13 protein-coding genes, 3 tRNA genes and 1 pseudogene are annotated in these 14,533 nt (G+C 70.6%); 4 read left to right on the forward strand and 13 right to left on the reverse strand.

What is annotated here, in order from left to right:
* Positions 1-40: 40 nt before the first annotated feature.
* A complete protein-coding gene (locus G5C51_RS09115; RefSeq protein ID WP_165234665.1) occupies positions 41-775 on the reverse strand; it encodes a TioE family transcriptional regulator in 735 nt (244 codons plus the stop codon).
* Positions 776-833: 58 nt separating this feature from the next.
* Between G5C51_RS09115 and G5C51_RS09120 the strand changes: the two are divergent.
* Positions 834-1,739, forward strand: a pseudogene (locus G5C51_RS09120) (erythromycin esterase family protein); the annotation flags it as partial.
* Between the two features lie 5 nt (positions 1,740-1,744).
* Here G5C51_RS09120 and G5C51_RS09125 read toward each other — a convergent pair.
* The 5 genes from G5C51_RS09125 to G5C51_RS09145 form a co-directional block, all read right to left on the reverse strand.
* Positions 1,745-1,999, reverse strand: a complete 255-nt coding sequence (locus tag G5C51_RS09125; protein WP_165234671.1) for a YkvA family protein — start codon at positions 1,997-1,999, stop codon at positions 1,745-1,747.
* Between the two features lie 24 nt (positions 2,000-2,023).
* Positions 2,024-2,653, reverse strand: a complete 630-nt coding sequence (locus G5C51_RS09130) for an MBL fold metallo-hydrolase (protein ID WP_165234674.1) — start codon at positions 2,651-2,653, stop codon at positions 2,024-2,026.
* A complete protein-coding gene (locus G5C51_RS09135; RefSeq protein ID WP_165234677.1) occupies positions 2,653-3,741 on the reverse strand; it encodes an S-(hydroxymethyl)mycothiol dehydrogenase in 1,089 nt (362 codons plus the stop codon). The genes G5C51_RS09130 and G5C51_RS09135 overlap by 1 nt, the downstream gene beginning before the upstream one ends.
* A gap of 79 nt (positions 3,742-3,820) precedes the next feature.
* A complete protein-coding gene (locus G5C51_RS09140) occupies positions 3,821-4,843 on the reverse strand; it encodes an endonuclease/exonuclease/phosphatase family protein (protein ID WP_165234709.1) in 1,023 nt (340 codons plus the stop codon).
* Positions 4,844-4,869: 26 nt separating this feature from the next.
* The gene (locus tag G5C51_RS09145) at positions 4,870-5,517 is read right to left on the reverse strand and encodes a M15 family metallopeptidase (RefSeq protein ID WP_165234680.1); all 648 of its coding nucleotides are present in this window, start codon (positions 5,515-5,517) and stop codon (positions 4,870-4,872) included.
* Positions 5,518-5,604: 87 nt separating this feature from the next.
* Here G5C51_RS09145 and G5C51_RS09150 point away from each other — a divergent pair, with 87 nt between their 5' ends.
* Positions 5,605-6,297 (forward strand): response regulator transcription factor, encoded by a 693-nt coding sequence (locus tag G5C51_RS09150; protein ID WP_165234683.1) that lies wholly within the window; start codon positions 5,605-5,607, stop codon positions 6,295-6,297.
* Positions 6,290-7,366, forward strand: a complete 1,077-nt coding sequence (locus G5C51_RS09155; protein WP_165234686.1) for a sensor histidine kinase — start codon at positions 6,290-6,292, stop codon at positions 7,364-7,366. The genes G5C51_RS09150 and G5C51_RS09155 overlap by 8 nt, the downstream gene beginning before the upstream one ends.
* Here G5C51_RS09155 and G5C51_RS09160 read toward each other — a convergent pair.
* The 7 genes from G5C51_RS09160 to G5C51_RS09190 all read right to left on the reverse strand — a co-directional run bounded on the left by G5C51_RS09160 (position 7,363) and on the right by G5C51_RS09190 (position 11,375).
* Positions 7,363-8,286 (reverse strand): dihydrodipicolinate synthase family protein, encoded by a 924-nt coding sequence (locus G5C51_RS09160; RefSeq protein ID WP_165234689.1) that lies wholly within the window; start codon positions 8,284-8,286, stop codon positions 7,363-7,365. The genes G5C51_RS09155 and G5C51_RS09160 overlap by 4 nt on opposite strands.
* A 96-nt stretch (positions 8,287-8,382) precedes the next feature.
* Positions 8,383-8,455, reverse strand: a tRNA-Glu gene (locus G5C51_RS09165).
* A gap of 66 nt (positions 8,456-8,521) precedes the next feature.
* Positions 8,522-8,594, reverse strand: a tRNA-Glu gene (locus G5C51_RS09170).
* 22 nt (positions 8,595-8,616) lie between these two features.
* Positions 8,617-8,688: transfer RNA gene (locus G5C51_RS09175), tRNA-Gln, on the reverse strand.
* Between the two features lie 156 nt (positions 8,689-8,844).
* Complete coding sequence (gene gltX / locus G5C51_RS09180; RefSeq protein WP_165234692.1) at positions 8,845-10,338, reverse strand: glutamate--tRNA ligase; 1,494 nt, start codon at positions 10,336-10,338, stop codon at positions 8,845-8,847.
* Positions 10,331-11,104: a fumarylacetoacetate hydrolase family protein gene (locus G5C51_RS09185; protein WP_165234694.1), complete on the reverse strand. Its 774-nt coding sequence runs from the start codon at positions 11,102-11,104 to the stop codon at positions 10,331-10,333. Before G5C51_RS09185 ends, gltX begins: the two co-directional genes overlap by 8 nt.
* A gap of 91 nt (positions 11,105-11,195) precedes the next feature.
* Positions 11,196-11,375, reverse strand: coding sequence for a hypothetical protein (locus tag G5C51_RS09190; RefSeq protein ID WP_165234697.1), 180 nt, complete (start codon positions 11,373-11,375; stop codon positions 11,196-11,198).
* A 556-nt stretch (positions 11,376-11,931) separates the two neighbouring features.
* Here G5C51_RS09190 and G5C51_RS09195 point away from each other — a divergent pair.
* Positions 11,932-14,533 (forward strand): sensor histidine kinase (locus G5C51_RS09195; RefSeq protein WP_420824792.1); only part of this gene is annotated, 2,602 nt, incomplete at its 3' end.

A 14,533-nucleotide genomic window follows, 5' to 3' on the forward strand; every position in this document is an offset into this window, starting at 1 on the left:
TACGATACAGCACAGCCCTGTATCGTAAAGCCGACGACGCTCAGCCCCGCTCGCGCAGATACGCCTCCAGCTCCGCCGCCCCCGCCAGCATCGCCCGCCCGCGCTCGGCCAGCCGGTCCCGCCAGTCGCTCATCGCCGCCTCCAGCGGCTGCAGCCCGCCGGCCGTCCGCACCTGCTCGAGCAGCGGGGCGATCTGCGCCAGCAGGTAACCACCGCGCCGGAGTTGGTGGGTCATCCGGGCGTCGCGCACGGCACCCTCGTCGTACACGCGATATCCGGTGCGCGGGTCGCGCCGCGGACGCACCAGATCCGCGGCCTCCCATTTGCGCAGCGTCGCGGGGCGGATGCCGAGCTGATCTGCCAGCGGGCCAATGAACATGCCGCCGGACGGCGCCGGCTCCTCGGGACGCGCGCCGCCCTCCGCCGGGTCCAGATCGCGCAGCGCCCGCTCCACGGCCTGCAGCGTCCGCCGGTCCTCGAGGAGTTGGGCGTGGCTGAGGTCGATGATGCGGAACGCGTCGTCGACCGCGCCCTCGTTCACCTCGCGCATGATCGACGTCGCGGTCGCGTGGCCGTGCCCGGGCACGAGGGCGAGGAACGCGCGCAGGGCCTGCGCGTGCAGCGGCGTATAGGTGCGGTAGCCGTGGGCGGTGCGACCGGCGGCCGGGAGGATGCCGGCCTCCTCGTAATTCCTGATCGCCTGCGTGGACAGACCGTGCTCACGCGCGAGATCTACGGGACGGAGCCGCACCCTGGTTTGAAGGTTTCGTGCCATGGCAGAGAGGATATCCGGGAAAAGTTTCAACCGAAGGTTCAACGATATCGTTTATGGCATGGATACGGACATCGGCCGGCCGCGGCTGCTTGCCCTGGGCGAGCCCGCGCACGGCGACGACACGCTGCTCAAGATGCGCAACGAACTCTTCCGGCGGCGCGTCGAGGAGGAGGACTACCGGACGATCGCGCTCGAGACCGACTGCCTGCGGGGCCTGATCGTCGACGACTACGTCGCCCTGGGCACGGGCACCCTCGACGAGGCCATGGAGCACGGATTCAGCCACGGCTGGGGCGAGTTCGCGGGCAACCGCGAACTCGTGCGCTGGATGCGCGCCCACAACGACGCCCGCCCCGCGGCCGAGCGGCTCCGCTTCGCCGGCTTCGACGGCCCGCTGGAGATCACCCACGCCGCGAGCCCCCGCCACGCCATGACCGCGCTGCACGACTACCTGTCGGCCCGGGTGGACCCGGCCCTGCTCCCCTGCACCACGGAAACCCTCGACGCCCTGCTCGGCACCGACGACCGCTGGACCAACCCGGCAGCGATGCGGGCGCCGGATCAGTCCGTCGGCCGCTCGGCCGACGCCTCTCAACTACGCCTGATAGTCGAGGACTTGGTGGCCCTGCTGGACACGCACGCACCGCACCTGGCCCCCGCACGCGAATCCTGGCACCAGGCCCGCCTCTACGCCCGCACCGCCACCGGCCTGCTGAGCTACCACTACTGGATGGCGGACACCTCACCAGCCCGCATGACACGCCTGGTCGGCCAGCGCGACCGAATGATGGCCGCCAACCTCCTGGCCCTCGCCAACCGCACCCCGACCCTGGCCAACGCCCACAACGCCCACCTCCAGCACAACCGCAGCACCATGCACATGGACGGCACCCCGGTGCAGTGGTGGAGCGCCGGCGCCCTCGTCAGCACCCACCTGGGCCCCGATTACGCCTTCTTCTCCACGCAGGACTAGCGCAGCCCGGCCAGGCGCCGCACCGCGGCAAGTCCGTCCTCGGTGCCGGGCCAGTGCCGGGCGAGGGCGCCGGGACCCGCGGCCCGTACGACCGAGCGCAGCACCAAGGCCACGACGATGGCGTCATCGGCGTACCCGGGGACCGGGATGAAGTCCCGGACCAGGTCGATCGGCATGGCCAGGTACCCCAGCAGCCAGGCCAGCAGCAGCCCGCAGAGCACGGCGAGCAGGACGGTCGGCCAGGCGTTCATGTGCCCTCCGGCGGCCGGGCCGCTTCAGTGGCCGCGGGCGATCCACTCCGCCAGTTGCGGAGCCTCGGCGCCGATGGTGGTTGAGTCGCCGTGGCCGGTGTGGACGGTCGTGTCCGGCGGGAGGGTGAGCAGGCGGTCGCGGATGGAGTCGATGATCGTCGGGAAGTCGGAGAAGGAGCGGCCGGTGGCTCCCGGGCCGCCGTTGAAGAGGGTGTCTCCGGTGAATACGGCGCCTAGCGCCGGCGCGTACAGGCACACGGCCCCCGGGGCATGCCCCGGAGTGTGCAGGACGGTCAGGTCCACGCCCGCCACCGTCAGCACCTCGCCGTCCGTCAGGTTCCCTTCGGGCGCGCGGTCGGGATGCGTCTGCTTCCACAGCGGGAGGTCGGCCGGATGCAGCAGGATCGGCGCGCCGGTACGGGCGGCCAGCTCAGGGGCGGCGTCGATGTGGTCGTTGTGGGCGTGCGTGCAGACGACGGCCGCCAGCCGCCGGTCGCCCAGCGCGTCGGCGATGGCGCCGGCGTCGTGGGCCGCGTCGATGACGACGGCTTCGGTGTCGTCGCCGACGATCCAGACGTTGTTGTCGACGTCCCAGGTGCCGCCGTCGAGGGAGAAGGTGCCGGAGGTGACGAGGTGCTCGATGCGGGCGGCCATCAGAACACCACCACCGAACGCAGCACGTCACCGCGGTGCATCCGCTCGAAGGCCTTCTCGACCTCGTCGAGGGCGATGGTCTCGGTGACGAAGGACTCCAGGTCGAGGCGCCCCTGCAGATGCAGGTCGATCAGCATCGGGAAGTCCCGCGACGGCAGACAGTCCCCGTACCACGAGGACTTGAGCGCACCGCCGCGCCCGAAGACGTCCAGAAGCGGCAGCTCCAGCTTCATCTCCGGGGTCGGCACGCCGACGAGCACGACCGTGCCGGCGAGGTCACGGGCGTAGAAGGCCTGCTGGTACGTCTCGGGGCGGCCGACCGCCTCGATGACCACGTCGGCGCCGAAGCCGTCGGTCAGCTCCTGGATCGCCGTGACCGGGTCCATGAGCGTGGAGTTGACCGTGTGGGTGGCGCCCATGCGCGCGGCGGTCTCCAGCTTGGCGTCGTCGATGTCCACGGCGATGATCCGCCGGGCCCCGGCCAGCTGGGCACCGGCGATGGCCGCGTCGCCCACGCCGCCGCAGCCGATGACGGCGACGCTGTCGCCGCGGGTCACGCCGCCGGTGTTGATCGCGGCGCCGATGCCCGCCATGACGCCGCAGCCGAGCAGGCCCGCGACGGCGGGCGCGACGGCCGGGTCGACCTTGGTGCACTGCCCGGCCGCGACCAGGGTCTTCTCCGCGAAGGCGCCGATGCCCAGCGCCGGGGACAGCTCCTGGCCGGTGCCGGCGAGGGTCATCTTCTGCTGGGCGTTATGGGTGTCGAAGCAGTACCAGGGCCGCCCGCGCTTGCAGGCGCGGCACTGGCCGCACACCGCACGCCAGTTGAGGATCACGAAGTCGCCGGGGGCGACATCGCTCACCCCCTCCCCCACCGTCTCGACGATGCCCGCGGCCTCGTGGCCCAGCAGGAAGGGGAAGTCGTCGTTGATGCCGCCCTGCTTGTAGTGCAGATCGGTGTGGCATACGCCGCACGCCTGGATCCGCACCACCGCCTCGCCGGGACCTGGGTCCGGGATGACGACGGTCTCGACGCGCACGGGTTCGTTCTTGCCCGGTGCGATGACACCGCGTACTTCCTGAGCCATGGATGCAGCCTGCTTCCTGAACGAGTGGTTTGCCGGAGATTATCTCCCCGGCAGCACGTCCGCGTTCATGCACCGGCTGTCACCAGCTGATTCCGGCGGCCACCGGCCGGTGGTCGCTGCCGGTGGCCGGCAGCACCCACGAGCTCTTCGGCTCCACACCCCTGACCAGGATCTGGTCGATCCGGGCCATCGGGGCCTTCGCCGGCCAGGTGAAGCCGAAGCCGTTCCCGGCCGCCTCCTGGGCGGAGTGCAGCTGCGCGGTGAGCCCGGCGAACGTGCGGTCGTCCAGGGTGCCATTCAGATCGCCGAGCAGCACCACCCGCTCGCTCTTGTCGGCGGCGATGGCCGCGCTGAGCGCCTGCACATTCCGGTCCCGGCCGCCCGTCGAAAAGCCGTCCCGGGGATTCACCCGCACCGACCCCAGGTGGGCCACGTACACCGTCAGCGACCCCTGATCGGTGGCCACGGTGGTGCGCAGCGCCCGCTGGCCGACCATCCGCGCCGCCTCCGACTTGGTGTCGGCCAGCGGCCCCACGTCCTGCGCGATGTCGACCGCCTCGGTGCCCGACAGCGGCAGCTTGCTCCACACGCCGACCGTGCCCAGCACGGCATGGTGCGGATAGGCCTTCGCCAGCGCCTTCTCGTACGTGCCCCGGGCCGCCTCGCTCACCTCCTGCAGCGCCAGCACCTGAGCGCCGGAGGCGGCCAGGTCGCGGGCGGTCCCTGCCGGGTCGGAGTTCTCGGCGGCGACGTTGTGGCTGACCACGGTGAGATCGGCACCCGACTGGGACTTGTCGCTGAGCAGCCCGCCGAAGAGGCCGGCCCACACGACGGCCGGCAGCAGCAGGGCCACCACGGCGGCAGCCGAGCGGCGCCAGATCCCGGCGGCCAGCAGCACCGGGATGCACAGCCCGAACCAGGGCAGGAAGGTCTCCACCAGGCTGCCGAGGTTCCCGATCCGGTTCGGGATCTTCGCGTGCAGCAGCAGGAAAAGGCCGAGCAGCACCGCCAGCCCCGCGAGCACGAGGCCGCGCTTCCAGGGCCCGGCCTCCGGGCGCCCGGCGGTGTCCTGACCGGCCGGAGCCGTATCCACCCCCGCCATCGTTCGTTCCTGGGTACTACCGATCATTACTGCATCCTCGGGTCCTGGGTGGGGTCGGCATACATGCGCGGGCAGCCGTGGTCGACCGCCTCGGTGCGCAGCTCGTAATGCCAGGGTTCGTTCCGGTAGATCTGGCACAGCCCGTACGCCGTGCCGTGTTGCGACAGCCACGCGGTCGCGTTGGAGTCGCCGACGTCGATCGCGTCCCCGGATACGTGCGGCGAGGTGTCCGCCGTCGCGACCCAGCGGGCGGCTTCCGCCTCCGAGCCGTACTTCGAGACCGCGTCCCGCAGCAGCCGGTCCTGGTACTCAGGGGAGCGCCAGCCGCTGTTCACGTAGAACTTGACGCCGTCGTCGGCCGCAGCCCTGGCCGCCGTGCGCAGGGCCTGGAGCAGATCGGAGTCGATCTTGGCCACGCCGGGATACCCGTCATCGAACACGGTCACGCCGTCCGGGACGGCACCGTCGGGGTCGCCGACCGCCTCGGGGCGGTGCCGCGGATTCATGGGCGGCGGGGCGGCCGAGGAACGCGATGCGTCCGCCGAAGGCGACGAGGCCGTCGCGGACGGGGCCGACGGGACGTCCGACGCGTCCGGCGAGGACAAGGCCTCCGGCGCCTGGCAGCCCACGGCCGCGACGAGCACCGCTATGACGGCTATCGGGGTACGGATCATGCCATCAGTCAAGGCAGCGTGGTGTTGCCGGACCGTATGCGGTTTTCGATATGCCGACGATATGCGCCGACTCGTAGCATCTAGGACATGCGGGTCTTGATTGTCGAGGACGAACCCTTCCAGGCGGACGCCATCCGCGATGGCCTCCGCCTGGAGGCGATCGCCTCCGACATCGCGGGCGACGGCGACACCGCGCTGGAGCTGCTGAGCATCAACACGTACGACATCGCCGTCCTGGACCGCGACATCCCCGGCCCGTCCGGCGACGAGATCGCCAAGCGCATCGTGGCTTCCGGCAGTGGCATGCCGATCCTCATGCTCACGGCGGCGGACCGGCTCGACGACAAGGCCTCGGGCTTCGAGCTCGGCGCCGACGACTATCTGACCAAGCCGTTCGAGCTGCAGGAGCTGGTGCTCCGGCTCCGGGCGCTCAACCGCAGGCGCGCCCACAACAGGCCCCCGGTGTGGGAGATCGCGGGTCTGCGTCTTGACCCGTTCCGCAGGGAGGTCTACCGGGACGGCCGCTACGTCGCGCTGACCAGGAAGCAGTTCGCGGTGCTCGAGGTGCTCGTCGCCGCCGAAGGGGGCGTCGTCAGCGCCGAGGAGCTGCTGGAGCGGGCGTGGGACGAGAACGCCGACCCGTTCACCAACGCCGTGCGCATCACGGTCTCGGCGCTGCGCAAGCGGCTCGGCGAACCCTGGGTCATCACCACCGTGGCGGGTGTCGGCTACCGCATCGAGGCACCGCGGACCGACGAAGGGGAAGAGGGCCATGCATAGAGAGCACGGACTGAGCGTCCGCCTCAAGCTCACCCTGAGCTACGCCGGCTTCCTCATGGTCGCCGGTGCCTTGCTGCTCGCCGCCATCGGATTCTTCCTCGTGCAACAAGAGTGGCTGCGGACCAACGAATCGGGGAAATGGCAACAAGGCCCGGGGGTCGCCTTCGTGCGCGGTTTCGCCCCGCTGGCGGCCTGGGTCATGGTGTTCCTCCTGATCTTCGGCCTGCTGGGCGGATGGCTGCTCGCCGGCCGCATGCTCGCTCCGCTCGACCGCATCACCCACGCCACGCGCATGGCCGCGACCGGATCGCTCTCGCACCGCGTCCGGCTGCCGGGCCCGCAGGACGAATTCCGCGAACTCGCCGACGCCTTCGACATGATGCTCGCCCGGCTCGAAGCCCACGTCGCCGAACAGCGGAGATTCGCGGCCAACGCCTCCCACGAGCTGCGCACCCCGCTGTCGATCTCCAAGACCCTCCTCGACGTGGCCCGCACCGACCCGTACCACGACACCGGCGAGATCATCGACCGCCTCCACACGGTCAACACCCGGGCGATCGACCTCACCGAGGCCCTCCTCCTGCTCAGCCGCGCCGAGCAGCGATCCTTCGCCCGGGAACCCGTGGACCTCTCCCTCCTGGCGGAGGAAGCCACCGAAACCCTCCTCCCCCTCGCGGAGAAGCACGACGTCGCCATCGAGACCTCCGGCGACATCACGCCCACGACCGGCTCGCCCGCGCTGCTGCTGCAGCTGACCACGAACCTCGTGCACAACGCGATCGTCCACAACCGGCCAGGCCAGGGCACGGTGTGGGTCCGTACGGGCAGCCGCCCCGGGACCGCGGTCCTCACCGTCGAGAACACCGGCGAGTACATCTCCCCCGAGCGGGCCTCGACCTTCACCGAACCGTTCCAGCGCGGCTCCGAGCGCATCCACGCCGACCAGGCGGGCGTCGGCCTCGGCCTGGCCATCGTGAAGACCATCACCCACGCCCACGACGGCACCCTCACCCTCACCCCGCGCCCCGACGGCGGGCTCCGCGTCACGGTGGAGCTGCCGGCGGACTAGAAGAGCTCCGGCACCAGCTCGTGCGCGTCGCGGCGGGCGGGGAGCACGGCCTCCTCCGGCGCCGGGGTGGCGGGCCAGCGGGTGCGTACGCCGGTGTCGGCCCAACCGCCCACGGCGGCCAGGAACTTGTCGAGCGCCGGATTCGACAGCCCGCGCGCCTGGAGCGGTGCGATATGCCGGCGGAAGAGCTCGGCGATCCGGCTCTCCATGTCGAGCGCCGCGGCCGGGTCGCGCAGCATGGTCTCGTACCAGCGGACAGAGCCGGCCGGAGCGAGCGCGGCGACGTTGGAGTAGCTGCCGTGCGCGCCGCGGGCGATGCCGGTGGCCAGCAGATGGCCCGGCACGAAGACGGAGCAGCGTGCGGTGTGCGCGCGCATCTGCTCGTACCACGCCGCGTCGCCGCCGGCGGTCTTCAGTCCGACGAGCGCCGGCACCTCGTCCAGCAGCCGGCCGAGCAGCGCGGGTGACACCGTTGTCTTGGCGTGCGGCGGGTTGTAGAGCACCAGCGGCACCGGGTCCGCGGCCGCCGCCACCCGGGCGAGGAAGGCCACGGCCTCGTCGTCGGCGAGCGGCAGCCAGTCCGGCAGGATCACCTGCAGCGCCCCAGGCGCCAGCTCCCTGGCCCGGCGCACCCGCGCCAGCGCGGTCTGCGCCACCGGATGCGAGGCCCCGATCTGGAACGGCAGCCCGGCGGCCGTGCAGCGCTCGGCGAGCAGCTCGTTGATCCGGTCGAACTCCCCCTCGTCGAGGGTGTGGAATTCCCCGGCCGTGCCATGCGCGTATATCCCGTGCAGCCCCGAGCCCAGCAGCACGTCCAGCTGCTCCTCCAGCCGCCCCCAGTCGATAGCGTCACCGTCATCGAGGGGCAGCAGCAGCGTCCCCCACACACCGGCGATGTCCTGCGCAGTCAGTGGTTTCATGCCCAGGAGGGTACGAGCCGGTCACCCGCCCCTCGCCCGTGGGTACGGCGAAGGCCCGCCTCCGCGGGGAGACGGGCCTTGACCTCACGTTTTCTGTACCCCCGACCGGATTCGAACCGGCGCTACCGCCTTGAGAGGGCGGCGTGCTAGGCCGCTACACAACGGGGGCCTTGGTGATCCCTGACGTCGTCGCCTCCGGGCGCGACCCGGATGGAGACGGAAAGCAAAGGATCTGTACCCCCGACCGGATTCGAACCGGCGCTACCGCCTTGAGAGGGCGGCGTGCTAGGCCGCTACACAACGGGGGCCTTGATCTCCAGAAGAGATCTGCTGGGCTACCAGGACTCGAACCTAGACTAAGTGAACCAGAATCACTCGTGCTGCCAATTACACCATAGCCCACCAAAACTCAACCCCTCGCGGGGCCTCAGTTTGGGTGTCCGCCTCGCGTTTCGGCCTCTCGGCCCGCTCGGCGACAGACAGAACATTACCTGATGGGGGAGCCTGCTCCAAAACCGGTTATCCCCGGGCCCGCTCCGGCAGGCCCGGGGGACGGCGTCAGGACAGGCGCGCCAGGGCCGCGTCCACCCGCGCCAGGGTGCGCTCGCGCCCCAGCACCTCGAGGGACTCGAAGAGCGGCAGACCGACCGTACGGCCGGTGACCGCCACCCGGACCGGCGCCTGCGCCTTGCCGAGCTTCAGCCCGTGCTCCTCGCCGGCGGCCAGGACGGCCTCCTTGAGCGGCTCCGCGGTCCACGACGAGGTGGCCGCCAGCTTCTCCCGGGCCGTACGGAGCAGGTCCGCCGCGCCCGGCTTCATGGCCTTGTCCCAGGACTTCTCGTCGGAGACCGGCTCGTCGAGGAAGAGGAAGTCCACGTTCGCCGTGATGTCCGACAGGACCGTCAGGCGGGTCTGGGCGAGGGGCGCCAGCGCCTGCCACGCCGCCGCGTCGAAGGCCTCCGGCTTCCAGAGCGCGTGCGGGGCCTTCAGCCAGGGCTCGCAGGCCGCCGTGAAGTCCTCGACCGACAGCATCCGGATGTGGTCGGCGTTGATCGCCTCGGCCTTCTTGAGGTCGAAGCGGGCCGGGTTCGCGTTCACGTCGGCCAGGTCGAACTTCTCCACCATCTGGTCGAGCGTGAAGACGTCCTCGTCGGGCGAGAAGGACCAGCCGAGGAGGGAGAGGTAGTTCAGCAGGCCCTCGGGGAGGAAGCCGCGCTCCCGGTAGAGGTTCAGGGACGCCTGCGGGTCGCGCTTGGAGAGCTTCTTGTTGCCCTCGCCCATGACGTACGGGAGGTGGCCGAAGGAGGGCACCGAGCCGTCCGTGACGCCGATCTCGCCCAGCGCGCGGTACAGCGCGATCTGGCGCGGGGTGGAGGAGAGCAGGTCCTCGCCGCGGAGGATGTGGGTGATCTCCATCAGGGCGTCATCGACCGGGTTGACCAGCGTGTACAGCGGGGCGCCGTTCGCGCGGACGAGCCCAAAGTCGGTGACGTTCTCCGGCGCGAAGGACAGCTCGCCGCGGACCAGGTCCGTGAAGGTGATCGTCTCGTCCGGCATCCGGAAGCGGACGATCGAGGACCGGCCCTCGGCCTCGTACGCCGCCTTCTGCTCGTCCGTGAGGTCGCGGCACTTGCCGTCGTAGCCGGACGGCTTGCCCGCCTTACGGGCCTCCTCGCGGCGGACCTCGAGCTCCTCCGCCGTGCAGTAGCAGCGGTACGCGTGGCCGCCCTCCAGCAGCTTCGCCGCCACGTCCGCGTAGAGGTCCATCCGCTCGGACTGCCGGTACGGGGCGTGCGGGCCGCCCACCTCCGGGCCCTCGTCCCAGGTCAGGCCCAGCCAGCGCAGCGAGTCCAGCAGCTGCTCGTACGACTCCTGGGAGTCGCGGGCGGCGTCGGTGTCCTCGATGCGGAAGACATAGGTTCCGCCGTTGTGGCGGGCGTAGGCCCAGTTGAAGAGGGCGGTGCGGACCAGGCCCACGTGCGGGTTGCCGGTCGGCGAGGGGCAGAAACGTACGCGGACGTTCTTGGGAGCTGCTTCAGATGCGCTAGCCACGCTTGATCACCTTGTTGGTGAGAGTGCCGATTCGTTCGATGGTGACGGCGACCTCGTCGCCGGCGTTCAGGGGGCCGACGCCCGCGGGGGTGCCGGTGAGGATGACGTCGCCCGGGAGCAGGGTCATGGCCTCGGTGATGTGCGCGATCAGCGCGGGGATGCCGCGGACCATGTCCGAGGTGGAGCCGAGCTGGCGCTGTTCGCCGTTGACCGTGCACTGGATGCCGATGCCGGCGGCGATGTCGTCGAGGGAGATGTCCGTCTCGACCCAGGGACCGAGCGGGCAGGAGGAGTCGAAGCCCTTGGCCCTGGCCCACTGCTTCTCGCGCTGCTGGACGTCGCGGGCGGTGAGGTCGTTGGCGCAGGCGTAACCGAGGATGACGTCGGCGGCGCGCTCGATGGGCACCTCGCGGCACATCCGGCCGATGACGACGGCGAGCTCGGCCTCGTACTGCAGGTCCTGGGAGAAGGACGGGTAGGTGATCTGGTCCTGCGGGCCGATCACCGAGGTGGACGGCTTGAAGAAGGTGATCGGCGCGTCCGGGACCTCGTTGCCGAGCTCGGCGGCGTGCTCGGCGTAATTGCGGCCGACCGCGATGACCTTGTTCGGCAGTACGGGCGGCAGCAGCCGCGCCTGTGCCAGCGGAATCTTCGTGCCGCTGCGCTCGATCTCGCCGAAGGGGTGGCCCTTGATGACGTCGAGCTGGTCGCCTTCGAGTACGCCGAAGCCGACGGTGCCGTCGATGGAGAACCTTGCGATGCGCAAGACGGTGCCCTTGCTTGCCCGGGGATGTGGTCACCACAGGCTATCGCCGGGAAGGGGCCGGGGGCGCGTCGGTTCCGGCGGGGCCGGCCGCTCAGCGGCCGGGGACCTCCATCAGGACGGTACGGCGCGGGTTGGCCGTGTTCGCCGGGAGGGCGGTGTCATGCTCGGGCTGCTCGGGAATCTCGGTCTCGAGTGCGTCCGCGTCCTTGACGTGCGCAAGGGTGGTGCGACGCGGGTTGGCTATATTCCGGAACATCATCGTGTGCTTCAAGGCGCGCTCTTTCACTTGACGCTTTCACTGTGCATGTAAAGCCTCAGGCTAGACGTCGCGGTTCCCCGCCACTCGGCACATCACCCGTCCCAGTCATGTGAGTTTCCTCACGAAGCCCGTGACAAATACCCCGAAATCGCGAGCGACCATGATCATCAAAACCGGGCATACCCTGCTCTAAAGCCAGCTAACGCCCCTGAGGGGCGCTTACGGGACACCATGCGCCCCTGTGCAGCTCGTGGAGAAATGTCCCTTATCTCAACCCTACTTTTACACCCCGGGTAATGACGCAGGCACTATAGGTCACCGGCATCACACTGTTACCCCCGGGCCTTGTTGGAGATCCGGCACTGTGCTGGAATTCCACGGACCGTCGCAGGGCTGCAGCTACTCGAATCGGGCGCAATGGGGCGCCACTTCAAGACAGCTGAACTGGGGAGAACTGCGCCGGGCAGGTAAGGACACCGCCAGCGGGGCCTCGGTTCCCGCACGACTCGACACCGTCCCGGGCGCGCTCACGCGCCGCCGGGGGCCAGGTCCAGAGGTTGCGACGCTAGTGCAGGGACGTTTCAAGAGGGATGGCATGGGGTCTCCCCAGGCCCGCCAGGGACTTGGGGACGCTTCGGGCGAACAGGGGCGCGGCATGACCGGCCGCGGCTCCGCGCAGCAGCCTGCCCAGGGACCCGGGCAGGCCGCGGACAGCACCCGCCGTGATGCCCCGCGCCTGCCGGCGCCCGAGGCCGGCGCGATAGCGCCGCAGGGCAAGGCCGCCAAGGCGAAGCAGCCGCCGGGCCCTGGCCCGCGAATAGCCATGCGCAACTGGCGCATTTCCACCCGTCTGGTGTCCCTGCTCGCGCTGCCGGTCGTCGCCGCGACCACGCTGGGCGCGTTCCGTATCGAGGACTCCTGGCGGGACATTCAGCAGCAGGACAACATGAAGCTGCTGACGGAGCTGACCCAGCAGGCCACCACGCTGGCCGCGCAGATCCAGGAGGAGCGGGACGAGTCCGCGGGGCTCATCGTCCGCGACGGCAACGCCTCCGACCCGGACGTGAAGTACTCGCGCAAGCTCACCGACACCGCGCTGCAGCGGTTCCGCGAGGCCACGGACGAGATCGACGCCACCGACGACTCCTCCCTCAAGGGCGTCAACTCGACCCTGAAGCGGATCGTCGTCCAGCTGAACGAGCTGTCGGACATCCGGAAGAACGCGTACCAGAACAACGAGTACGACTCCCAGACGGTCAAGGCCTACGGCGACCTCGTCGACTCCCTCCTCTCGCTGTCGCAGGACATGGCGCAGGCCACCAGCAACAGCGACATGATTCAGGCCACCCGCGCCCTGGCGGTCTTCTCCTCCGCCAAGGAGAACGCCTCCATCCAGCGGGCGATCATCGCCGCGGCGCTGGCGCAGAAGCCCGCCGACCTGAGTGAGGCCGACCGCCTCGAGGCGCTCTCCGCGCAGCGGGCCGAGGACAACGACCTCGACCAGTTCGAGCAGCTGTATGCCGGCGAGTCCAGTGCCACCGACCTCACGGCGGCGATGGACAAGGACACCTCCATCCAGCAGGCCGACCGGTACGCCCGGGACATCCTCAAGGACGCCGGCGGCCTGAAGCGCACCGAGCTGAAGTCGTACAAGGACTGGTCCGACCTGGACTCGGTCAAGCTCGAGCGGATGGGCAAGATCGAGCAGACCCTGCTCCAGGAGATGGAGCAGAAGTCCCGCCAGCTCCGTAACGACGCCGAGCGCGACGCCATCATCAACGGTGCGCTGATCATCCTCGTCCTCGGCGTCTCGCTGGCCGGCGCGTTCATCGTCGCCCGCTCCATGGTCCGCTCGCTGCGCCGGCTGCAGGACACCGCCGAGACGGTCTCCAACAAGCGCCTGCCCGAGCTCGTGAAGCAGCTCTCCGAGGCCGACCCGGAGGACGTCGACACCTCCGTGGAGTCCGTCGGCGTGCACAGCAAGGACGAGATCGGCAAGGTCGCCCAGGCCTTCGACGAGGTGCACCGCGAGGCGGTCCGGCTGGCCGCCGAGCAGGCGCTGCTGCGAGGGAACGTGAACGCGATGTTCACCAACCTCTCCCGCCGCTCCCAGGGCCTCATCCAGCGCCAGCTCTCGCTCATCTCCGAGCTCGAGTCGCGCGAGGCCGACCCGGACCAGCTGGCGTCGCTGTTCAAGCTCGACCACCTCGCCACCCGCATGCGCCGTAACGGCGAGAACCTGCTCGTCCTCGCCGGTGAAGAGCCCGGCCGCCGCTGGACCCGCCCGGTCCCGCTGGTCGACGTGCTCCGCGCCGCCGCGTCCGAGGTGGAGCAGTACGAGCGCATCGAGCTCTCGGCCGTGCCCGCGACCCAGGTCGCAGGCCGCGTCGTCAACGACCTCGTGCACCTCCTCGCCGAGCTGCTGGAGAACGCGACATCGTTCTCGTCGCCGCAGACCAAGGTGAAGGTCACCGGCCACGCGCTGCCCGACGGCCGCGTCCTGGTCGAGATCCACGACACCGGCATCGGCCTCTCCCCCGAGGACCTCGCCGCCATTAACGAGCGGCTCGCCTCGCCGCCCACCGTGGACGTCTCGGTGTCCCGGCGGATGGGTCTGTTCGTGGTCGGCCGCCTGTCGCTGCGGCACGGCATCCGCATCCAGCTGCGCCCGTCGGACTCCGGCGGCACCACCGCGCTGGTCATGCTGCCGGTGGACGTCACCCAGTCCGGCACCTCCGGCCCCGCCAAGGGCGGCCAGGCCGGCCAGGGCGGCGACAAGCCGGGCGCCGGCAAGGGCGGTCCCACCAACCGCCTCGGCGCGGTCCCGCCGCGCGGTCAGCTCGGCCAGGGCAGCGGCCCGGCCGGCAACCGCCGCCCGGCCCTGCCCGCCCGCGGCGACAGCTCGGGCCCCGGCGGTACGGGTCCCGGCGGCCCCGGCAAGACCGGCCCCGGCGGTCCCGCGGGCCCCGGCGGCGGTCAGCAGCGCAGCGGCCTGCCGACCCGCCCGGTCGGCGGCAGCGGCCAGGCCCCGGGCACGCCCGACCAGCCGTCTTCCAGCCCGGCCCCGTTCGCGCCGCAGGCTTCCCGCGACCAAGGCCAGGGCCAGGGCCAGGGCCCGATCACACCCCCGCACGGCACCCCGGTCTTCACCCCGCCGCACGGCACCCCGG

The sequence above is a fragment of the Streptomyces coryli genome (assembly GCF_011044975.1).
Taxonomy (GTDB): Bacteria; Actinomycetota; Actinomycetes; order Streptomycetales; family Streptomycetaceae; genus Streptomyces; species Streptomyces coryli.

Bases quoted from the DNA above. Each gene is read 5' to 3' on its own strand.
- G5C51_RS09115 (WP_165234665.1), bottom strand. From the start codon at position 775: ATGGCACGAAACCTTCAAACCAGGGTGCGGCTCCGTCCCGTAGATCTC.
- G5C51_RS09140 (WP_165234709.1), bottom strand. From the start codon at position 4,843: ATGGCGGGGGTGGATACGGCTCCGGCCGGTCAGGACACCGCCGGGCGC.
- G5C51_RS09135 (WP_165234677.1), bottom strand. From the start codon at position 3,741: ATGGCTCAGGAAGTACGCGGTGTCATCGCACCGGGCAAGAACGAACCC.
- G5C51_RS09125 (WP_165234671.1), bottom strand. From the start codon at position 1,999: ATGAACGCCTGGCCGACCGTCCTGCTCGCCGTGCTCTGCGGGCTGCTG.
- G5C51_RS09155 (WP_165234686.1), top strand. From the start codon at position 6,290: ATGCATAGAGAGCACGGACTGAGCGTCCGCCTCAAGCTCACCCTGAGC.
- G5C51_RS09130 (WP_165234674.1), bottom strand. From the start codon at position 2,653: ATGGCCGCCCGCATCGAGCACCTCGTCACCTCCGGCACCTTCTCCCTC.
- G5C51_RS09150 (WP_165234683.1), top strand. From the start codon at position 5,605: ATGCGGGTCTTGATTGTCGAGGACGAACCCTTCCAGGCGGACGCCATC.
- G5C51_RS09160 (WP_165234689.1), bottom strand. From the start codon at position 8,286: ATGAAACCACTGACTGCGCAGGACATCGCCGGTGTGTGGGGGACGCTG.
- G5C51_RS09145 (WP_165234680.1), bottom strand. From the start codon at position 5,517: ATGATCCGTACCCCGATAGCCGTCATAGCGGTGCTCGTCGCGGCCGTG.